Source organism: Microbacterium maritypicum, assembly GCF_041529975.1.
Lineage (GTDB): Bacteria > Actinomycetota > Actinomycetes > Actinomycetales > Microbacteriaceae > Microbacterium.
The window spans coordinates 230,076-248,538 of record NZ_CP168030.1 but is presented as its reverse complement, the minus strand read 5'-3'; the positions used below and the strand labels follow the sequence as shown (position 1 = coordinate 248,538).

The window sequence follows — 18,463 nt, the reverse complement described above, 5'->3', positions numbered from 1 at the left end:
GGGTCTAGCGGGATCGGGCGCCGCAGGAATCGCGGATCGTCAGCCTCGGCACGATCGAGATCTGCTGTACCGGCGACTGATCTCCCTCGGTGATCCGCGTGAGCAGGAGCGCCGCGGCCATCCGCCCGATGCGGTGCTTGGCCGGCGACACGGCTGTCAGTGGCACCGGGGCGACGTCGGCCACTTCGTCGTCATAGGAGACGATGGCGAGATCCTCGGGCACACGCAGCCCCCGACGCTGCGCAGCGACCTCGAGGAGCGTGGCCTCGCGATCACCGAAGACGAGGGCCGCGGTGCAGCTGCCATCAACCATCTCCTGGAGCACATCGTCCGCGTGCGTCTGCAACCACTCCGCGCTCGTCCTCGAGACGATCGTGCTCACCATGCCCTCCAGGTGCGGGACGGATGCCTCATACCCGCGGCGGACTCCGGACGACGGAGCGGAATCAGCTCGCAACGCCAGCGCGATCCGGCGGTGGCCGAGTCGGTGCAGGTGCGAGACCCCCTCGAACGCCCCGGCCTCATGATTCGAGCAGACGTACTCGGTCGGATCGAAATAGCCCAGGCTCCGGATACGTCTCTCCAGCATCACCACCGGTATCGGAATGCTCTCCAGCCGGCGGAGCAGGGCGCCGGGATCGGCATCGTCCGAGATGATGGGCGTGATCAGCAGACCATCGACGCCGGACTCGACGAACCGGGCGATCGCTTCCTGCTCGACGCGCGAGTCGTACTGGGAGGTCGCGAGAGCGATGGAGGTTCCCGAGCCCGAGAGGCCCGCCTCGATACCCTGCAGGACGGTCGGGAAGTAGAGCCGGGTGTCGGGAATCAGCACGCCGATCGTGCGCTGTTCGGTTCGCTGCCTGGAGGCACTCGACACGTACATGCCGGACCCTTGGCGGCGAAGGATCAGCCCTTCGTCGACCAGGACGTCGACAGCCCGCCGCACGGTGCTGAGCGAGTAGCCCGTGGACTCGACGAGCTGCTTCTCGGTCGGCAGAAGGCTGCCCAGCGGCCAACTGCCGGCCGCGATCCCTCTACGAAGCTCCTGCGCGAGCGCTTCGAACTTGAGCGCACGAGGCGTGAGGCCGGACGGGGTGGGATGCACTGCTGTCATTGCTCTTCCGATCAGTACACCCGCACCTGGCCCACCTGGACCAGGTCGGAGCCGTTCGTGCGGTGGCAGACGAGCCGGATCCGCGCCGTCGCGACGGGTTCGAACGCCACGGTTCGGTGACGTCGACGATTGTCCCGCACCGTGCCGAGGGTACGCCAGTGCCCATCCACGAATGCTTCGAGATCGAAGTCGGCGACGATCTCGGGCGGTATCCGGTGCTCACTCCGGACATAGTGGAGATTGTTCACGTAGGCATTGACATCGTCGTTGAACACGACGCGTACCTCCGACGCCTGGACCTCGCGCTCCCACTCGAGCGTGAGGATCTCCGGGTCCCCCGCGACCAGATCTCGTCGCGGACGCGACGACCACATCCGCGGCCCGCCGTACGGGCGCCCGTATCCCCCGACGACGTTGGCCGCTTCCAGGCCCACGACGGCACCCTCGCATCGCATGGCAAGCCGAACACGCGACAGCTTCTTGATCCCCCACCGCACCACGTCGTCCGGTCGATCGGCGACGAGATGGGCGTCGATCTCGTCGACGTGGTCGGTGCCGCGACGCGTCATCGAGACCGCGCCGAACAGGTACTGACCGCTGCTCCCCCACCGCACGCCCGGAATCGCTTCGAGGACGATGACCGTCGACGCCTCCGGACCCTCGCCGACCGGGAGCTCATCCGTCAACGCCACCCACCCGGCGTGCCCGGCGGGAAGCTCGATGCTCCCGGAGTCGAGCGGCACCTCCGGGAAATAGGTGCGACCGTCGGGAGTCTCGAACACCGCCCACGAGACGGTGGCGGCCTCCTCGCACGAGAGGTGCACCTGCACCGGCCCCGACTGCCCTCGCGGAATCAGGAAGGCGGTGTCGTCGGTGAGAGGGAGCGAGGAACTCGGATCGTCGAGCTGATCCCACCGGAGTTCCGACGTCGCCGTCACCGACGCCTGCAGAGCGAGATTGGCGGGGTCGTCGTCCTGCACGCCGATGAGCGCGGCATCTTGTCGCACCAACTGGCGCTGCAGGGTTCGGATGTGCGCGTCGTGAAGCTCCTCCGGAGTCCAGTTCGACGCGGCACACAGAGCCGCTGCGGTTCCAGCGGCCTCACCCATCACCGCGCACGTCGCCATCACGCGCAGCGACCCGAAGGCGATGTGCGTCGCGCTCACGTTGCGGCCGGCCATCAGCAGATTGCCGACATCGATGGAGCGCAGGATGCCGAAGGGGATGTCGTAGGTGCCGCTCGGGTAGATCTGCTGAGCGGCGGACCGAGGCTCGTACACGCCCTTCGAGGGGTGGAGGTCGATCGACCACCCGCCGAATCCGATGGCGTCCGCCTTGCGCGTCGCCGAGACGACATCCTCCTGCGTCATGGTGTGCGCACCGATGATCCGGCGATACTCCCGCTTGCCCGGAACCGACCCGACCCACTCGAGAGTGAGGTTCTCGGCATCCGGGAAGCGTCCGGAGTTCTTGATGTGATCCCAGATGCCGTAGATGACCGCCCACAGCTCGTCCCTGATCCGCTCGTTGTCGGCGACGATGTCCAGCTCGCCGCCCCATTCGATCCACCAGTAGTCGGCTCCGTTGTCACCCGTGCGAAGCACCCGGCTCTCCGGGATCGTCGTGGCTGCGAGGTCTATCGCGAACGCCGGCGGCACGAACGGCACCGGTTCGGACTCCTTGCGGGTGTAGAACAGCAGCGTGCTGCCCAGCGTGAGCTCGTCCTCTTCCTCCGGTGCCAGATCCTCACCGAAAGCTGCACTCGCCTCCCGGCCGAGTCGCGTCCGAGCACCGGCCCGGGCCGCCACGGATCCGTCGCCGGTGGCATCCACGAAGGTGTGCGCGGCCACAGTGACCTCGCCCTCCGATCCCAGCACGATCCCGCCCACCGACGAGATCCGGTCTCCGTGCATCTGCACCTCGGTGATGTGTGTGTTCAGCAGCAGGGTGATGCGCGGCTCCGCCTTCACGGCATCGAGCACGACGAGGTCCCAGTAGTACGGGTTGCCGAGCGGATTGCGGTACTCGTTCTCGACATAGAGCTCACCGATGATCCCCGTCTCGCGCGCGAAGCGATGATGCCCCGTCGCCGTCGCACCGCAGACCCAGACCCGCACCTCGCTGCTCGAGTTCCCTCCGAGCACCGGACGATCCTGCACCAGCGCCACGGTCCCTCCGTTGCGCGCCGCAGCGATCGCTGCCGCGACACCGGCGAGCCCACCGCCGATGACGGCGACGTCGACATCGTGCCTCGTCCGATTGCTCATGATCCCTCTTCCGTTCTTCCCGGTTCCCCGGGGCTCACGCGATTCGCGAAAGGTCTTCGGCCCGCACCCGGTGCGCGAGCTCCTCGCCCGTGAGCACTCGAATCGCCTCGTCGACTGCTCCTCGGCCGAGCCGCTGGAGATCCGACCCCGTGGCACCGGCGAGATGGGGCGTCAGGAAGACGTTCTCCAGCGCCCACAACGCCGAGTCGGCGGCGGGGACCATGGGTTCGGTGACATCGAGGATCGCGAAGAGGTCGCGGGTGCGGAGCACGTCGATGAGGGCGTCCTGGTCGACGATCGATCCGCGGGCGGTGTTGATGAGCGTGGCACCGGGGCTCATGCTCTCCAGCAGCCGACGGGTGATCATCCCGCGCGTGCCCGGAGTGGCCGGGGCGTGCAGGGACACCACGTCGCTGTCGCGCATGAGCGTCTCCAACGACGTCAGCCGGGCACCCAGAGAATCCGCTTCGACGGCATCGACGTACGGGTCGTAGACGAGCACCTGCAGATCGTGTCGTGCGATGAGTCGCGCCACCGCACGCCCGACGCGGGACGCTCCCACCAGGCCGACGGTCTTGGCCGTGATCCCGAGCATGTCGAGACGCGGCCCCCGATCGAGCGTCGCACCTTCGCGGACGTAGTCGCGACGCAGTCGGAACACGCCTTTCAGGCTCGCGACGATCATCGCCGCCGCGTACTCGGCGACCGCTTCCGCGTTGCGCTCGACCTGGGTCGAGACGCGCACGCCCGTCTCCCACGCGTCGTCCGTGAGGAGCCGCTTCACCGAACCCCCCGTGTGGATGATCGCCTCGAGCGAGGAGAACCCGTCGAGCACGCCGGCAGAGATCTCGTGCGTCCCCCAGCTGGTCAGGAGCACCTCGGCGGATCGCCTGTCCTCCACGTCGAGCACGCTCAAGTCGCCACCCACGTGCACGACCCGGCCGTGCTCGCGCAACGGCGCGAGCACGTTCGCAGGGAACAGTCTGTCGGCGTCTCCGTCGTCGGCGCTGATGACGATGGTCGGGAGCTGTCCGCGACCTCCACGATCACTTGACGGCACCGGAGGTCATCCCTTCCATGATGCGGCGACCGACCCACAGATACAGCAGGATCATCGGATAGATGACGATCACGACTCCGGCGAACAGGCCTCCCCAGTTGGAGTTGTACTGCATGGTGCCGTACAAGCGGAGAAGTGCAGCGGGCAGAGTCTGCTCGCTCGGAGAGTTGATCAGCACCAGCACGAGGAGCGCTTCGTTCCACATGTGCAGGAAGTTCAGGACGAACGCGCTTTTCACCGCCGGCCAGGCGACCGGCATCATGATGCTCCAGAAGGTGCGCGCGGGCGACGCCCCATCGAGCGCCGCAGCCTCGGGGAGCGCTGACGGAAGCCCCCTGAAGGCGGCGGTGAGCAGGAAGATCGTGAACGGGAGAGAAGTGCCGACGTAGATGAAGACGAGCGTGATCCGGTCATCCCACCAGCCGAAGAGGATCTCGACGGCGAACTGATGCACCTCCGTCTTCGCGATGAAGAGCGGTACGAGGATCGTCTGCACCGGCAGTGCCACGCACAGCGCCGTATAGGTGTTGATGCCCGAGATCCATCGTCGCGAACTCCTGGCGAGCACATATGCGGCGGGGGCTCCCAGCGCGATCGTCAGGGAGGCGGAGATCGTCACGATGACGATGGTGTTGAGCGTCACGCCGCCGAAACCGGACACCGTCCACGCGCTCACGAAGTTCTCCCACTCCGGCGATGCGGGAAGACCGAAGGGGGTGGCGAAGATCTCGCTGTCCGACTTCAGGGACGTGATCCCCACCCACACCGCCATCAGGAGGTTGAACGACACCCACACCCACAGCGCGACCTGGATGCCGCGGGGGATGACGATGTCGCCGATGGGAGCCGTCCATCGTCGGTGCCCGCTACGCCGGAGGCGGGGGTGGCGGCCGGTCTGCACCGGCTGCTTCGCCTCCTCGGGGGCGCGAGGGGGGCTGGTCATGGTCGTCATGACAGTTCCACCTTGTCTCTCTTCAGAAGTCTCCGCACGAGCATCACCAGGACCGAGGTGAGCAGGAAGAGCACCATGCCGATCGCCGACGCGTAGGCGAGCTGCGGGCTTCCGTCCGGACCACCGGTCGTCGCGAGGTACTGCTGCACAGACGCGGTGCGCGCCTGGATGGGCGGCACGCCCTGGGATCCGACGAATGCGATCACGATCTCGAACGTCTTCATGCTGCTGATGATCCACAGCACGATCGCGACCGAGAGCGACTCCCAGCTCAGCGGGATGGTGATCATCCGGAACTGCTGCGTGCGAGTCGCTCCCGCAAGTTCCGCTTCCTCATACAGGTGCGCGGGGATCTGATCGACGCCCGTCGCGACGATCGCGAGGTAGTACCCGCTGACGCTCCACACGAGACCGACGATGATCACCTGGAACACGACGTCCGGTGACAGCCAGGCTCTGCGCAGGGCATCGAGCGAGAGTGCTTCGAGGATCTGGTTGAAGCCGCCGTTCGGATTCAGGAGGAAGCCGAACGCCACACCGATCGCGATCGGCGAGATGATCACCGGCACGAACACGACGGACCGGATGAACGCCCCGCCCCGCATGCCGCGTAGCGCGATCAGTGAGGCGAAGACCACCGTGAACACGAGGATGCCGCCGACGATCAGCAGCACCGCCGTGTTCACGAACGACGAGCGGAACGCGTCCGACGCCCACAGTCCGATGTAGTTGCGCAGGCCCACCCAGACGACCTCGTCTCCCGGTCCCGACCACGAGGTCAGCGAGATCACGGCCGTGAACACCGATGGAATCACGAGTGTGATGGTCATCATCGCCACCGCGGGGACGAGGAAGGGCAGCGCGAGCCGATCGACACCGGTGGCGTCGGTCGATGCCTGCCGATCGGCGCGGCGGTGGAGGAGGAGAGGGGTCGCCATGGGGAGCCTGCCGATCAGCCGTTGGCGGCGAGATACGCGGCGGTCTGTTCCTTGCCGCGTGCGACGAACTCCTCCGCGGTGATGGTGCCCGAGAAGAGGGCGTCGTCCAGAGGCAGCAGGATGTCGTTCCACCACGACGGGTGGAGCGCTGCGGCGAGATCATGCGACTGGGTGACGGAGTCGGCATTCTCGATCTGCTCGACCAGCCCACGCAGCGTCTCCGGCTGCTCCACGCCCGAGCGCGCCGCGATGAACCCGGCATCGGAAGCGTACAGCTTCTGGAACTTCTCCTGAGCGGCGAAGGCGAGGAACTGGTTCGCCGCGTCCATGTTCTTGCTGTCGGCATTGATCGCGAGCCCGCTCGCGGTCACCTCGACCGTCGGTGTGCCGCCCGGAACGGCCGGGAACATGAACGTCCGAGCCGTGAAGCCGTCCTTCTGCTGGTCTCGCGTCTCCCCTTCCATGTACGACCCGCCCAGCATGAAGGAGTGCGCTCCCTGCGCCCACTGATTCTGCGCATCCGGGTACTTCGTGCCCATGTAGTCGTCCTGCAGGTAGCCGCCGTCGACGATCTGCTGGACGCGCTGCGCAGCCTCGAGGACGTACGGCTGATCCCAGTTCTCCGGTGCCTCCGCGAGCGAGCGGAGCGCTCCCGGCCCTTCGGCCTGCACGAGCAGCTGATAGAGCCAGAACACGTTGTAGCTGGGCACCGTGCCGTCCGCGCCCAGGGGGGTGAGGCCTTCTGCCTTCTGCGCGTCCAGGAGGGCGATGAAGTCGTCCCACTCCTGGGGCGGGTCGCTCTCGAGTTCGGGGAACTGCGACGCGTCGAACCAGATCGCCGAGGAATTGACGTAGGTCGGCAGGATCCCGACGCCCTCCTCGCCCGATGCCGCCTCTCGGACGGCGTCCGTGAAGCTCTCTCCCACCGAGATGTCCTCGCCGGGGATGTCCGTCTCCATCAGCTCGTCGAGGTCGGCCAGGAAGCCCCGACCCTCGTAATCGAGGATGTTCCGGCTTCCCGCGTCGAAGAGGTCGGGCCCGGTCCCGTTGCCGAGAGCGTTGATCAGGTTCTGCGTGACCTGGCGACCGAGGTACTCGACCTCGACGTCGATGCCGGTCTCCTCCGTGAAGGCGGTGCGTACGGTTTCGAAGATCTCCTGCTGCGCCTCGCCGACGTTCCACGCCGACCAGTAGGTGAGAGTCGCCTTCGTGTCGTCATCGTCGCCCCCACGGATCTGTGTGCCGCAGCCGGCCGTCACGAGAGTGGTGACGAGCAGCGCTCCTGCCGCGGCCGCAACGCGGCGGCGAGCGCGATTCGAACTCAAATTCATTACGTACTCCTTTGTGACGTAGCTTCAGGATCCGCTCGGGATGCGCGGTGTTCTCTGATTCAACGGGCCCTCAGAAGAATGAATCAAGCATGAATTCCGATTGATTCTCGGCCGATCACGCGGGCGCGCCGGAGAGCGCGCGACCGCGGGGTGACGCCCGCGAAGCGGGGAGGGGCGGGCGGTCTCAGAAGTGGAGTTCGCACTCCGCCTGGCGCGCCCCGGAGGCGAGGGTCACCGCCACGCGGGAGCCCACGATCGCCACGGACCCGCCCGCGCAGGACGAGCTCGACGGGATTCCGAGGCCATCGAACGTCACGCTCAGCGCCGTCACGGATCCCGCGTGCTCATCGATCGCGATGATCACCGCACCATCGGCACGGGTGCTGACGGCGACGGTGCACGGCGCACTCGCCGTCACCCCGTCCACGGTCACCGCCCGCCAGAACGTGAACAGACGCGTCTCGCGCACGTCGAACCGCAGCGCCTGGCACTCGGCGGAGTTCGCGAGCACCGCGAAGTTCGGTGCTGCTGCGAACGCCTGCGTCTCGGCGAGGGACGCTCCGGGCAGCACCGCGTACTGATACGACCGCCCGGAGAAGTTCTGGCCATGCCAGAGCCACAGGGTGAGGTATCGGCGTGCATGCGGAGTCGCGTCGATGCCGGCCGTGGTGTTGATGTCGGCCCAGGAGCCCGCGCGTTCCTCGCGCTTCATCTTCACGCTGCCACCGACCGGGAAGAAGTACCCGCCGACACCGTCGATGTGGACGCTCAGCGGGCCGGTCGCGTTCTCCGTGCGCGAGCTCGGCAGGGTCGCGATGCGGACGACACCGTCGACGCGCAGTGTCGCCGCTCCCGCGGCGTGGAGATTCCGGTTCTCGACGACGGTCTCGACGATGCCCCCGGTGGTGGAGGAGATGTCAGCGCCCAGGGCGACGAGGACGCCGTCCTGGAGGAACCAGGCCTTGCGGGCGTGCATGTCGCTGCCACGGAACGCTCCCCCCGTCCCCGCCCGATCGTGCGGCGCATGGAGATCCTGCGCGAAGACCGTCGCCGCGTCAGGGGAGTCCGACATCACGGACGATCCGCCCGTCCATTCCCCCGGCGGACGCCCCTTGCCGGATGTGCCGCCGATCCGATCCGGGAGAGCGAGCTGCTCCACGGTCGTGCCCGGCAGCCGATAGCGGTCGACGGTCGGCCAGAACTCGTCGTCGTAGTGGGAGGTGTCGGCGTCGTACACGTACGTCATGCCGCTGCCGGAATGGTAGCCGCGGATGTTCTCCAACGTGCTGCATTCGTACCAGGCGATCGTCGCACTCGATGCCGAGATCGCGATCGCGTGGTCCGCGTTGCGCACGATGCACCGAGCCATCGCGTTGAAGACGGTCGCACCGGCGGATGGTTCGGGGAGAGCGGCCACCGCGCTGTTCGTCAGCGCGACGACCAGGCCCGTCCTCGCCACCGACCCCGTCTCGAAGATCCGCCCGGTGGAGTCCTCGTCCACCCAGGAGCGCACGCGCCCGCGGATCTGCGTCGCCACCGGTGCAGGAGCGGCTTCTGCGAGCAGGAGCAGCCCCTCCACCGCCTGGAAACCGGCATCCTGACTACGGGCGAGCGGGCGGGCGACAGCGCGGCCCCGCACGTGGTCCATGACCCTGCCGCGGTAGACGACCGGCAGGTAGCTCTTCCCGACCAGGGCGAAGAATGCCTCGTACTCCGGTCCGGCTGCTCCGAGTTCGAGGAGTGCGAACAGACGCGACGCCGCGAGCAGGAGCTCGATCCCGTACGAGCCCGTGTACGGGACGCTCGCATGCTGGATCATCGAGCCGTCGGCGTGGAAGCCGTCTCCCTCCAGGACGGTCGCCCACACCGGCGCCAATCCCGCGCGCGCTCTCTCGAGCCTCGGGACGTCTCCGTCCAGAAGAGCACGGACGATGACCGTCTGGCACATGTCCATCCGGTTCGCCCCGGTCGATTCCTTCACGGGAAGCCCCTTCAGCGGATCGAGGAACCACGGGTCCGGCACGAAGTGGTCGATCGCCGCACACCCCGCAGCGACCTGGGCGGACGGCAGCTCGTCGCCGACGAGCACGAGGACGCTCGCGAGAGCGCGGGGCGATCCGATCTGCCAATCCCACCAGTTGTCCGCGGCGGCCATCGCGGTGCCGGACGCGAATCCCGCCGCAGTGAGTGAGCCGAGACCCGAGGAGATCTGCGCGACCAGGGTCGAATCGGCATGATGAATCGAGCCCGGGGTCGCCCATGCCACGGCGAAGTCGAGCAGCCGCGTGTACGACTGGCGGATCTTCTGCGCGGTGCGCACGCCCTGAGCATCGGGATTCACGCCCGTCACCGGCAGATCGGTGAACACCGACGCCGCGGTGGGATCGAGCATCGCTCGCCACCCGGTGACACGGGCGTCCAGCGCCGAAAGCGCCGTCGCGAACCTCGCATCGGAAGAGACGACCTGGTGGCGACCGGTGATGATGTCCGCCCATCGCGCCCGCAGCGCCGGGTCGATCGTCGTCGTGCCCGCCCACGGCTCGGGGAGCACCGAGAAGATCGACTCTGCGAGCGTGAGTGCCGCAATGCCTGTGGACACCCGAAGAAGGGTGCGTCGCGTGAGCTGAACCATGAATCTTCCTCCGCATCGTCGCGTCTGAGACGGAACGTAGCTTCGGGTGAAGGAATGAGTCCAGAGTGAATGCGACGGTGGAGACGACCGACGGCCTCTGCCCGAGGCACGGTGCACTCAGCAAAAGGAACCGTGCCCCGGACACAGGCCGCCGGGCGCGAGAGGGCGTGTCAGCCCAGGTGCACCCGCTCGGTGCGCTGGTGCTGTCGGCCGAGACCTTCGATCTCGATCGTCATCTCGTCGCCGTCCTGCAGGTACGGGAAGCGTCCGGAGAGCGCGACGCCCTGCGGAGTTCCGGTGTTGATCACGTCGCCCGGCTCGAGCACCAGGTACTGGCTCAACTCGTGCACGATCTGCAGCACGGGGAAGATCATGTCGGCTGTCGAGGAGTCCTGACGCGGTTCGCCGTTCACGAAGGAGCGCAGCCGCAGCGCCTGCGGGTCGACCTCGTCGGCGGGCACGAGCGCGGGCCCGAGCGGGTTGAACGTCTCGGAGCACTTGCCCTTCGACCACTGTCCACCCGACACGTCGAGCTGGTACGCCCGCTCCGACACGTCGTTAGAGATCGTGTACCCGGCGATCACCTCGCGCGCGGCCTCCGGCGACGACAGGTAGCGGGCGGTCTTGCCGATCACGATCGCCAGCTCGACCTCCCAGTCGACCTTCTCGGCGCCCGGCGGCAGCAGCACGACGTCGTCCGGGCCGACGACGGTGTTCGGATGCTTGAAGAAGATCACCGGATGCTCGGGCGGCAGCGACCCCGACTCGGCCGCGTGCGCGGCGTAGTTCTGACCGATGCAGACCACCGCGGTCGGACGCGCGACCGGGGCGCCGATGCGCAGTCCGTCGACGTCGGCCGTGGACAGCTCGCCGCCGCTCAGTGCCGCGCGCACCCGGGCGATGCCGTCGGACGCGAGGAAGGCGCCGTCGATGTCGGCGGTGAGGGGTGCCAGGTCGTAGACGACGCCGCCCTCGCGGACGTACGGGCGTTCGTGGCCGACCGGGCCCAGTCGCAGCAGTTCCATGATGATCCTTCGGTCAGCGCGCGGCGGCGTAGGTCGGGTTGACGATCGGCACGGAGTCACCGGCGAGATACCGGATGATGTTCTCGGCCGCGTGCACGGGCAGATCCGCCAGGGCCTCGGGCGAGAACCAGGCGGCGTGCGGGGTCAGGAGCACCTGTTCGAGGTCGCGCAGCGGGGAGTCGGCGGCGAGGGGCTCCCCGGCGAACACGTCGAGGGCGGCGGCGCCCAGATGCCCGTCACGCAGCGAGGCGGCGAGCGCATCCTCGTCGATGAGCGGGCCGCGGCACGTGTTCACCACGACAGCGCCGGGCTTCATCGTCGCGATGGCCGCGGCATCGACCAGGTGCCGGGTCTCGTCGGTGAGCGGCACATGGAGGGTGAGGATGTCGGCCTGGGCCACGGCATCCGGGATCTCGACAGGCTCGCACCCGGCATCGCGCACGGCGTCGGCGGGGGCGTAGGGGTCGGCGACGAGCACCCGGAAACCCAGCGCTCGGCATCCGCGGGCGACCATCGACCCGATGCGACCGAAGCCGAGCACCGAGACGGTGGTGGCCGAGGGGCGCACGGCGAGCGGGCGGGCATCGACGGCCTTCCAGGTGCCGGCGCGCACGGCGCGATCGTAGGCGGGGAGGCCGCGGGCCTGCGTCATGATCATCGCGATGGTGTGCGCGGCGACCTCTTCGATGCAGTAGCTCGGGGTGTTCGCGACGGCGATCCCGCGGGCGGTGGCCGCCTCGACGTCGACCATGTCGTAGCCGATGCCCACGCGGCTGATGATGCGCAGGTTCGGCATCCGGTCCATCACCTCACCGGTGATCTGCGCCCACTGCACGACGAGCCCTTCGGCGTCGGAGCCGGCGGCGGCGATGTCGTCGAGGCTGCCCGATGCGGCGCGTTCTGCGCGCAGCCCGGCCTGCCGGAGGGTGTCCTCGATGACGGTTCCCGGCAGGTCGCAGTCACTGACGAGGATGAAGGGCGCAGTCATGAGAGCGATGCTATAGCATCTAGCAGATGTCCGCACAGCACTACCATTTGCTGTCATTTGCTATAGCATCGGACGCATGACTACCCGCCGCGCTCTGATCACGGGGGCCAGTTCCGGTATCGGAACCGCCGCCGCCCTCGACCTCGCCCGCGAGGGCACCGCCCTCTGGATCACGTACGCCGGACGGAAAGCCGAAGCCCTCCGCGTCGCTGAGGAGTGCCGGGCGGCAGGCGCCCCCGAGGTGCACGTCTCGCGCCTGGACCTGCGCGAGCGCGACTCGATCGACGCGCTGGTCGGCGAGCTCACGGATGCCTGGGGCTCGCTGCATGTGCTCATCAACAACGGCGGCGTGTGCCCGTACACCGCCTACGACGACATCGACTTCGACGAGTGGGACATGGTCCTCGAGACCAACGCCCGCGGCACGTTCTTCCTCACCCGCGGTGCGCTTCCTCTGCTCCGGGCCGCCGAGGGAGATCGCTCCGTGATCAACATCGCGTCGATCGCCGGGCAGGTCGGCGCGCTGCAGACCGGCATCCACTACGCCGCCAGCAAGGGGGCGATCCTCGCGGTCACGCGCAGCTTCGCCCGACACCTCGCAGCGGAGGGCATCCGCGTGAATGCGGTCACCCCGGGCCCGGTCAAGAGCGCGATCACCGACCAGCTGCAGGGGGCGGGCCGCGAGAAGCTCGAAGCCGGCATCCCCCTCGGCGCGTTCGGCCAGCCCGAGGACGTCGCCTGGATCATCACCTCGCTCGCGTCGGAGCGCGCCCGCTTCATCACCGGCGCCACCTACGACGTCAACGGAGGCGTTCGCATTGACTGACCACGCTGCCGCCGACCGTTCCGCCGCATCCCGCTCCGCCGCTGATACCGTCCAGGCGCAGCTCGACGCGTTCAACGCGCACGACCTCGACGCCTTCGTCGCGACGTACGCCGCGGATGCCGTGATCACCGGCGTCGCTCCCGAACCGGTGGCGGGCTCGGCCGCGATCCGCGCGTTCTACGAGCCGCGGCTGCAGAACCCCGAGCTGTCGTGCGTGATCGAGACGAGCGTGCTGTTCGGCACCCGCTGGGTCGTCGCGCAGGAGCAGGTCATCAACGCGGGCGTCGCGACCGAGACCATCGCCACCTTCGACGTGGTCGACGGACTGATCTCCCGCGCCTCGATGCTCAAGGCCTGAAGCGCGCAGGACGCGGCGTCACTTTCGGCGGTAGACGTCCGAGCGGTGGGCGATGCGCAGCACGTACACGGTACGCGCGTCCTCATCGACGCGAACGACGACACGATACGCGATACCGATGTAGCCGCTGCGCTGCCCTTCGAGCTCAGCGCCGAGCGCCTTGGTCGTGCGCAGCGGATTCTCGGCGAGCGGACCTTCGAGGAACCGGAGCACCGCGTCGGCGAGCTTGGGTTCCAGACGATGCAGTGCGCGAACAGCGGGGCCGGTGAGCTGGATGTCGTAGGGCTCCGGCATCACCGGCGAGCCAGCTGCTCTCGCACTTCTGCGAGGCTCAACGTGCGACCCGCAGCGATATCTGCATCTGCCTCCGCCACCTCTTCGGCGTGCTGCGGATCCTGCAGCAGCGCGAGAGTGGCCTGCAGTGCTTCGAGATCATCGACGCTCAACATGACGACGGCGGGTCGCCCGTGGCGCGTGATGGTCACCGCCTCGTGCGTGGTGTCCACTGCTTCCACCAACTGCGAGAACCTGTCCTTCGCCTCGCTGACCGAGATCGTCTGCACGTCCATAAATCTAGCCTAAAGTCAGGCCAGTTCATAGGCCAATATTCTGTCCACAGCTTGCTCCTCCGCGCGAGAACCCGCTTGTCCCAACGATGGGGCTGGGCTGCGGGGGCGGCCCTCTCGGCATGAAGGAGATCTCCCAGAATGAAGGAGCCTTCCGCGAGAACGCTCCTTCATGTCGTGGTTTCTCCTTCATACCGTGCGATCTCCTTCAAGACGCGCGGGCGCAGCTGCAGCACGCGTGGTCACAGCTTCAGCACACGCGGTCGCAACGTCAGCACACACGCGCGCCCGGGTCACTCGTGCTCGGGCAGGGTCGGCGACGACCACCCAGGATCACGGCCCAGCTGCGCCGCCCGCGCTACCGAGGTCGAGCCGTAGCGATCGCGCAGGGTGTCGAGCACCGAGTCGAGTCGCGCCTCATCACCCCAGTCGATCGGCAGCTCGGGCTGCACGTTCCCGGCGCGGTCGAGCTGCGACAGCGAGATGCCGATCAGGGTGATGCCGCGCGCCGAGATCTCGGCCTGCGCCGCGGCGAGCAGGATGCGGGCCACAGTGAGCACGATGGCGGTGCGATCGGTGGGTGCGCGGAGCGAGCGGGAGCGCGTGGCCTTCGTGAAGTCACCGAACCGCAGACGGAGCACGACGGTGCGGCAGACGCGGTCGCCGTCCCGGAGTCGCCGCCCGAGCCGGTCGACGATCTGGGTGAGGATGAGGTCGAGCTCCTCCGCGGATCGCGGACGGCTGCCGAGCGCCCGCTGCGAGCCGATGGATCCCCGCCGCCGTGTGGCGTCGACCGGTCGCGGATCCCGCAGCCGAGCCAGGGCATGCACGTGGGCACCCGTCGCCTTGCCCAGCATCCTCTCCGCCGTCGCGGCCTCGAGCTCGGCGAGCTCACCGACGGTGCGGATGCCGTACCGGTGCAGCTTCTCGGCCGTCACGGCCCCCACACCCCACAACCGTTCGACCGGCAGGGGAAGCAGGAACTCCTCCTCGCGCTCGGGTTCCACGACCAGCAGTCCGTCGGGCTTGCTCACGGCGCTGGCGACCTTGGCGAGGAACTTGGTGCGTGCGACCCCGACCGAGATCGCCAGGCCGGCCTCCGTCCGCACGCGTTCCCGCAACCGTGCCGCGATCTGCTCCGGGGTGCCGGCGATGCGTCGCAACCCCCCGACCTCGAGGAACGCCTCGTCGATCGAGAGCCCTTCGACGAGCGGCGTGGTGTCGCGGAAGATCGCGAACACATCTTTGCTCGCGGCGGAGTAGGCGTCCATTCGCGGCGGGACGACGACGGCATCCGGGCAGAGTTCGCGCGCTTGCCGGCCGCCCATGGCCGTGCGGACGCCGCGCGCCTTCGCCTCGTAACTCGCTGCCAACACGACCCCGCCGCCCACGATGACCGGTCGACCCCGCAGTTCCGGGGCGTCGCGCTGCTCGACCGACGCGTAGAACGCATCGAGGTCGGCGTGCAGCACCGTGGCTTCCCCGCGCATCCGTTCTCCCGTCGACGTGCGGATCGTCGCACGGACCGGGGACATCCGGCTCGGGATCGAACGAGGGCGGCCTGATGTCCGTGCTCGCGGTTATCGTCGGCGCGTGCCGGAACCGGTGATGCAGTGGTGGGCGCGACGGCAGTTCTCCCGCGGTCGCGCCGTTCCGTATGAGGTGGGCACATACCGCGCCGGATGGGCGGCATACCCGGAGCTGATCCGGCAGTACCACCCCGAGCTCAACCACGGCATCGCGCTGTCGCAGGTCCCGCTCGCGGCCGATGTGCTGCTCTGTTGGGAGTGCCCGGTCGGACACCGGTTCGCCGCCACCCCGACCGAGCAGCGCGAGCGACCGGGCCAGGTGCGGCGCCGCTCCGCGTGGTGTCCCGAGTGCTCCGCCCTCGCCCGTCCGCAACCGGTCGTGCTCGGCGAGGCACGCGCCCTCCCGCGCAAACCCCGTCGCCCCGCGCCCGCGCTCTGCACCAAGACGCCCGACCTGCCCGCCGGAACCGCGTTCGTGAGCGCCTGCGCTCCGCGCCCGGCATCCGCGGTGGAAGGACGCCTACGGGCAGAGCTCGGAGCGCGGATCGAGTTCGACGCGGCGGTGAACGCGGTGAAGGTGTCGCGCCCGTTCTTCCGCCACACGGAGGTCTGGCCCGACATCGTGTTCCCGGAACTGCGCGTCGCGCTCGAGTACGACACGGTCGGCCGTCATGGCCTGGAGCACGTCGGCAAGCGACAGGATGCCGATCTGCGCAAGGACCGCGCCCTCCGTGCCGCCGGCTGGGAGGTCATCCGCATCCGGACCGGGAAGCTCGAGCCTCTCGGTCCGCACGACCTCGCGCTCTCGTCGGTGAGCGCCAAGAGCATCGCGCGCATCCTCGACGAGCTGCGGGCGATCCGCGGTGCGCTGCTCGTGGATGCGTACCTCAGGTGAGACGTTGCCGCGCTCCCGGCCACCGCCGCGAAGGAGAACTCCTGAAATGAAGGAGCCCACAGCGCGAAGCGTCCTTCATTCCGCGACTTCTCCTTCAGAACGCGCGACGCGACTGCCGGAAGTCGCCGCCTCAGTCCTTCCCGAACCGGAACACGCCGGGATCGAGCGCGAACCCGAGGCCCACGGCATCCGTCGGCCGGATCCGCCCCTCGAACGACGGACCGCCGAGCACGAACGACGGCGCCGGGTCGTAGGGGTTGACGCCCCGCGCGAAGGTCTCGACGCCGATGCCGAGGTGCGCGGTGACCTCGGGATAGACATGCCCCGAGACGGGCACGCCCCGCTCGGCCGCCCATCCGATCAGCTCGCGCGCCGGGGTCACACCACCGATCGCGACCACATCGAGCCGCAGCGCTTCGACCCCGCCGACCTCGACCAGAGCCTTCAGCACGGCGGGGTCGGTGACCTCGTCGCCGACCGAGACGGCAAGTCCCGATTCCCGGCGGATGCGCGCGACACCTGCGGCGTCTTCGGGGAGCAGCGGGTCTTCGAGCCAGGCCAGCTGCGGGTCGCCCCACTGCGCGATCTCGGCCAGGGCGGCATCGGCATCCGGCCAGCCGAAGCCGACGTCGACGATCAGACCGGTCGCGGAGGGCAGCTCGGCGTTGAGCAGGGCGAGCAGTTCGCGCATATATGCCGGATCGGGAATGCGGGAGATCTTCACGTGCGTCCAGCCGTCTGCCTGCGCGAGAACCTCGTCGGCGACCTCGCGCGGAGCCCGGTCAGGCGAGGGATATGCGGCGACGAGGATCGAGTCCCGCGGCGCGTCTCCGGTGCCGAGCAGCTTCCACAGCGGCACATCCGCACGCTGGGCTGCGATGTCCCACAGCGCGATGTCGACGAGGCCTATGGCCCGCCGCACGAGCCCCACTCGTCCGACGATGGCACTACCGCGCAGCATCCGATCCCAGGTCGATGTCGGGTCGTCGGCATCCGCACCGACCGCATGCGCCGCGACGAGCCGGTCGACGATCTCGGCCATCGGCGCCTCGCGCGACAGGCAGTACGCGACGCCGGTCGTGCCGTCGTCGGCGAACGCCTGCACCGCGCTGTACTCGCGGCGCGTCACGGTCATCGCGCCCAACTGCAAGGGCGCGGGAAGGGGCAGCGCGGCCGTGGCCGTATCGATGCGCTCGATCGTGCTCATTCGGGCTTCTTCGCCAGGGGTACGCCGTAGTCGACCATGAAGCCGCCGTCGACGTAGAGGGTCTGGCCGTTCATGTAACGGGACTGGTCGGAGACGAGGAAGCTGACGGCCGCGGCGATCTCGCTCGCGTCGCCCAGGCGCTTCGCGGGGATGCGCGACAGGATCGTGTCGAGGCTGAGTGTGCCCGCCTCGACGCCCTGCCGGAACACGCCCGTGTCGACGTAGCCGGGCGCGACTGCATTGACCCGCACGCCGCGCGAGGCCCACTCGGCACCGGCGGTCGAGGTGAGGCCGATCACCGCCGCCTTGGTCGTGGCGTAAGGCGCACGCCCCGCCGACCCCCGCGACGAGATGGACGAGATGTTCACGATGCGGCCGTCGCCGCGCTCCAGCATCCGCTTCCCTGCGGCCTGCAACGCCGAGAAGACGCCGTGCAGGTTCACGTCGACCACGGCCGACCATTCGTCCCAGCTGAGGTCTTCGATGCCGCGGTGGCGCTGGATGCCGGCGTTGTTGACGAGCACCTCGATGGGTCCGAGCTCGGCCTCGATCTCGCCGAACACCCGGTCGACGCCGGCGTGGTCGGTCACGTCGAGCTCGCGCCACAGGATGCCGGCGGGGTTCTCTCCCGCGGTGAGTCCGGGCACGCGGTCCGCGGCGACGACCGTGTAGCCGTCGGCGGCGAGGCGCTGGCCGATCTCCCAGCCGATGCCGGCGGATCCTCCGGTGACGATGGCGACGGGCGCGGTCATTGCTCTCCTCAGGGGTTCGA

The 18,463-nt window shown here is 68.6% G+C and carries 17 protein-coding genes; 3 read left to right on the top strand and 14 right to left on the bottom strand.

The genetic code is table 11. The annotated features are described in order from the left end of the window. Nucleotides 1-4: 4 nt before the first annotated feature. From ACCO44_RS01165 to ACCO44_RS01125, 9 genes are all read right to left on the bottom strand, one after another. Nucleotides 5-1,117, bottom strand: a complete 1,113-nt coding sequence (locus ACCO44_RS01165) for a substrate-binding domain-containing protein (RefSeq protein ID WP_372467911.1) — start codon at nucleotides 1,115-1,117, stop codon at nucleotides 5-7. Between the two features lie 11 nt (nucleotides 1,118-1,128). Further along, nucleotides 1,129-3,384 (bottom strand): FAD-dependent oxidoreductase, encoded by a 2,256-nt coding sequence (locus ACCO44_RS01160; RefSeq protein WP_372467910.1) that lies wholly within the window; start codon nucleotides 3,382-3,384, stop codon nucleotides 1,129-1,131. Between the two features lie 34 nt (nucleotides 3,385-3,418). Continuing rightward, the gene (locus ACCO44_RS01155) at nucleotides 3,419-4,444 is read right to left on the bottom strand and encodes a hydroxyacid dehydrogenase (protein WP_372467909.1); all 1,026 of its coding nucleotides are present in this window, start codon (nucleotides 4,442-4,444) and stop codon (nucleotides 3,419-3,421) included. After that, entirely contained in the window at nucleotides 4,431-5,387 is a 957-nt protein-coding gene (locus tag ACCO44_RS01150; protein ID WP_372467908.1) for a carbohydrate ABC transporter permease, read from the bottom strand. The genes ACCO44_RS01155 and ACCO44_RS01150 overlap by 14 nt, the downstream gene beginning before the upstream one ends. A gap of 5 nt (nucleotides 5,388-5,392) precedes the next feature. Further along, nucleotides 5,393-6,334: a carbohydrate ABC transporter permease gene (locus ACCO44_RS01145; RefSeq protein WP_105712353.1), complete on the bottom strand. Its 942-nt coding sequence runs from the start codon at nucleotides 6,332-6,334 to the stop codon at nucleotides 5,393-5,395. A 14-nt stretch (nucleotides 6,335-6,348) separates the two neighbouring features. Further along, complete coding sequence (locus ACCO44_RS01140; RefSeq protein ID WP_029263135.1) at nucleotides 6,349-7,665, bottom strand: ABC transporter substrate-binding protein; 1,317 nt, start codon at nucleotides 7,663-7,665, stop codon at nucleotides 6,349-6,351. A 184-nt stretch (nucleotides 7,666-7,849) separates the two neighbouring features. Next, on the bottom strand, nucleotides 7,850-10,264 hold the full coding sequence (locus ACCO44_RS01135) for a polysaccharide lyase 8 family protein (RefSeq protein WP_372467907.1): 2,415 nt from the start codon (nucleotides 10,262-10,264) through the stop codon (nucleotides 7,850-7,852). Between the two features lie 203 nt (nucleotides 10,265-10,467). Beyond that, on the bottom strand, nucleotides 10,468-11,322 hold the full coding sequence (locus ACCO44_RS01130; protein WP_105712350.1) for a fumarylacetoacetate hydrolase family protein: 855 nt from the start codon (nucleotides 11,320-11,322) through the stop codon (nucleotides 10,468-10,470). Between the two features lie 13 nt (nucleotides 11,323-11,335). Then, nucleotides 11,336-12,310: a C-terminal binding protein gene (locus ACCO44_RS01125; protein ID WP_372467906.1), complete on the bottom strand. Its 975-nt coding sequence runs from the start codon at nucleotides 12,308-12,310 to the stop codon at nucleotides 11,336-11,338. A gap of 76 nt (nucleotides 12,311-12,386) precedes the next feature. On the opposite strand from ACCO44_RS01125, the gene ACCO44_RS01120 reads away from it, so the two are divergent. Together ACCO44_RS01120 and ACCO44_RS01115 are read left to right on the top strand one after the other, a co-directional pair. After that, nucleotides 12,387-13,136, top strand: a complete 750-nt coding sequence (locus tag ACCO44_RS01120) for an SDR family NAD(P)-dependent oxidoreductase (protein WP_372467905.1) — start codon at nucleotides 12,387-12,389, stop codon at nucleotides 13,134-13,136. After that, nucleotides 13,129-13,494, top strand: coding sequence for a nuclear transport factor 2 family protein (locus ACCO44_RS01115; RefSeq protein WP_262003642.1), 366 nt, complete (start codon nucleotides 13,129-13,131; stop codon nucleotides 13,492-13,494). The genes ACCO44_RS01120 and ACCO44_RS01115 overlap by 8 nt, the downstream gene beginning before the upstream one ends. A gap of 18 nt (nucleotides 13,495-13,512) precedes the next feature. Here the strand turns inward: ACCO44_RS01115 and ACCO44_RS01110 are convergent, their stop codons facing one another. The 3 genes from ACCO44_RS01110 to dinB form a co-directional block, all read right to left on the bottom strand. Further along, on the bottom strand, nucleotides 13,513-13,788 hold the full coding sequence (locus tag ACCO44_RS01110; RefSeq protein WP_105712359.1) for a type II toxin-antitoxin system RelE/ParE family toxin: 276 nt from the start codon (nucleotides 13,786-13,788) through the stop codon (nucleotides 13,513-13,515). Then, complete coding sequence (locus tag ACCO44_RS01105) at nucleotides 13,788-14,063, bottom strand: type II toxin-antitoxin system Phd/YefM family antitoxin (RefSeq protein ID WP_372467904.1); 276 nt, start codon at nucleotides 14,061-14,063, stop codon at nucleotides 13,788-13,790. Before ACCO44_RS01105 ends, ACCO44_RS01110 begins: the two co-directional genes overlap by 1 nt. Nucleotides 14,064-14,353: 290 nt before the next feature. After that, complete coding sequence (dinB, locus tag ACCO44_RS01100) at nucleotides 14,354-15,550, bottom strand: DNA polymerase IV (RefSeq protein ID WP_372467903.1); 1,197 nt, start codon at nucleotides 15,548-15,550, stop codon at nucleotides 14,354-14,356. A gap of 118 nt (nucleotides 15,551-15,668) precedes the next feature. Between dinB and ACCO44_RS01095 the strand changes: the two genes are divergently transcribed. Further along, entirely contained in the window at nucleotides 15,669-16,484 is an 816-nt protein-coding gene (locus tag ACCO44_RS01095; protein ID WP_372469433.1) for a zinc-ribbon domain-containing protein, read from the top strand. Between the two features lie 130 nt (nucleotides 16,485-16,614). On the opposite strand, the gene ACCO44_RS01090 is transcribed toward ACCO44_RS01095, so the two are convergent. Next, complete coding sequence (locus tag ACCO44_RS01090; RefSeq protein ID WP_372467902.1) at nucleotides 16,615-17,691, bottom strand: enolase C-terminal domain-like protein; 1,077 nt, start codon at nucleotides 17,689-17,691, stop codon at nucleotides 16,615-16,617. Next, nucleotides 17,688-18,443, bottom strand: a complete 756-nt coding sequence (locus tag ACCO44_RS01085) for an SDR family NAD(P)-dependent oxidoreductase (protein WP_372467901.1) — start codon at nucleotides 18,441-18,443, stop codon at nucleotides 17,688-17,690. Before ACCO44_RS01085 ends, ACCO44_RS01090 begins: the two co-directional genes overlap by 4 nt. Between the last annotated feature and the right edge of the window lie 20 nt (nucleotides 18,444-18,463).

What these genes read in the sequence shown, in the direction of transcription:
- ACCO44_RS01165 (WP_372467911.1), bottom strand. Translation starts at nt 1,117, where the DNA reads ATGACAGCAGTGCATCCCACCCCGTCCGGCCTCACGCCTCGTGCGCTC.
- ACCO44_RS01160 (WP_372467910.1), bottom strand. Translation starts at nt 3,384, where the DNA reads ATGAGCAATCGGACGAGGCACGATGTCGACGTCGCCGTCATCGGCGGT.
- ACCO44_RS01150 (WP_372467908.1), bottom strand. Translation starts at nt 5,387, where the DNA reads ATGACCAGCCCCCCTCGCGCCCCCGAGGAGGCGAAGCAGCCGGTGCAG.
- ACCO44_RS01145 (WP_105712353.1), bottom strand. Translation starts at nt 6,334, where the DNA reads ATGGCGACCCCTCTCCTCCTCCACCGCCGCGCCGATCGGCAGGCATCG.
- ACCO44_RS01140 (WP_029263135.1), bottom strand. Translation starts at nt 7,665, where the DNA reads ATGAATTTGAGTTCGAATCGCGCTCGCCGCCGCGTTGCGGCCGCGGCA.
- ACCO44_RS01130 (WP_105712350.1), bottom strand. Translation starts at nt 11,322, where the DNA reads ATGGAACTGCTGCGACTGGGCCCGGTCGGCCACGAACGCCCGTACGTC.
- ACCO44_RS01125 (WP_372467906.1), bottom strand. Translation starts at nt 12,310, where the DNA reads ATGACTGCGCCCTTCATCCTCGTCAGTGACTGCGACCTGCCGGGAACC.
- ACCO44_RS01120 (WP_372467905.1), top strand. Translation starts at nt 12,387, where the DNA reads ATGACTACCCGCCGCGCTCTGATCACGGGGGCCAGTTCCGGTATCGGA.
- ACCO44_RS01110 (WP_105712359.1), bottom strand. Translation starts at nt 13,788, where the DNA reads ATGCCGGAGCCCTACGACATCCAGCTCACCGGCCCCGCTGTTCGCGCA.
- ACCO44_RS01105 (WP_372467904.1), bottom strand. Translation starts at nt 14,063, where the DNA reads ATGGACGTGCAGACGATCTCGGTCAGCGAGGCGAAGGACAGGTTCTCG.
- dinB (WP_372467903.1), bottom strand. Translation starts at nt 15,550, where the DNA reads ATGCGCGGGGAAGCCACGGTGCTGCACGCCGACCTCGATGCGTTCTAC.
- ACCO44_RS01095 (WP_372469433.1), top strand. Translation starts at nt 15,669, where the DNA reads ATGCAGTGGTGGGCGCGACGGCAGTTCTCCCGCGGTCGCGCCGTTCCG.
- ACCO44_RS01090 (WP_372467902.1), bottom strand. Translation starts at nt 17,691, where the DNA reads ATGAGCACGATCGAGCGCATCGATACGGCCACGGCCGCGCTGCCCCTT.
- ACCO44_RS01085 (WP_372467901.1), bottom strand. Translation starts at nt 18,443, where the DNA reads ATGACCGCGCCCGTCGCCATCGTCACCGGAGGATCCGCCGGCATCGGC.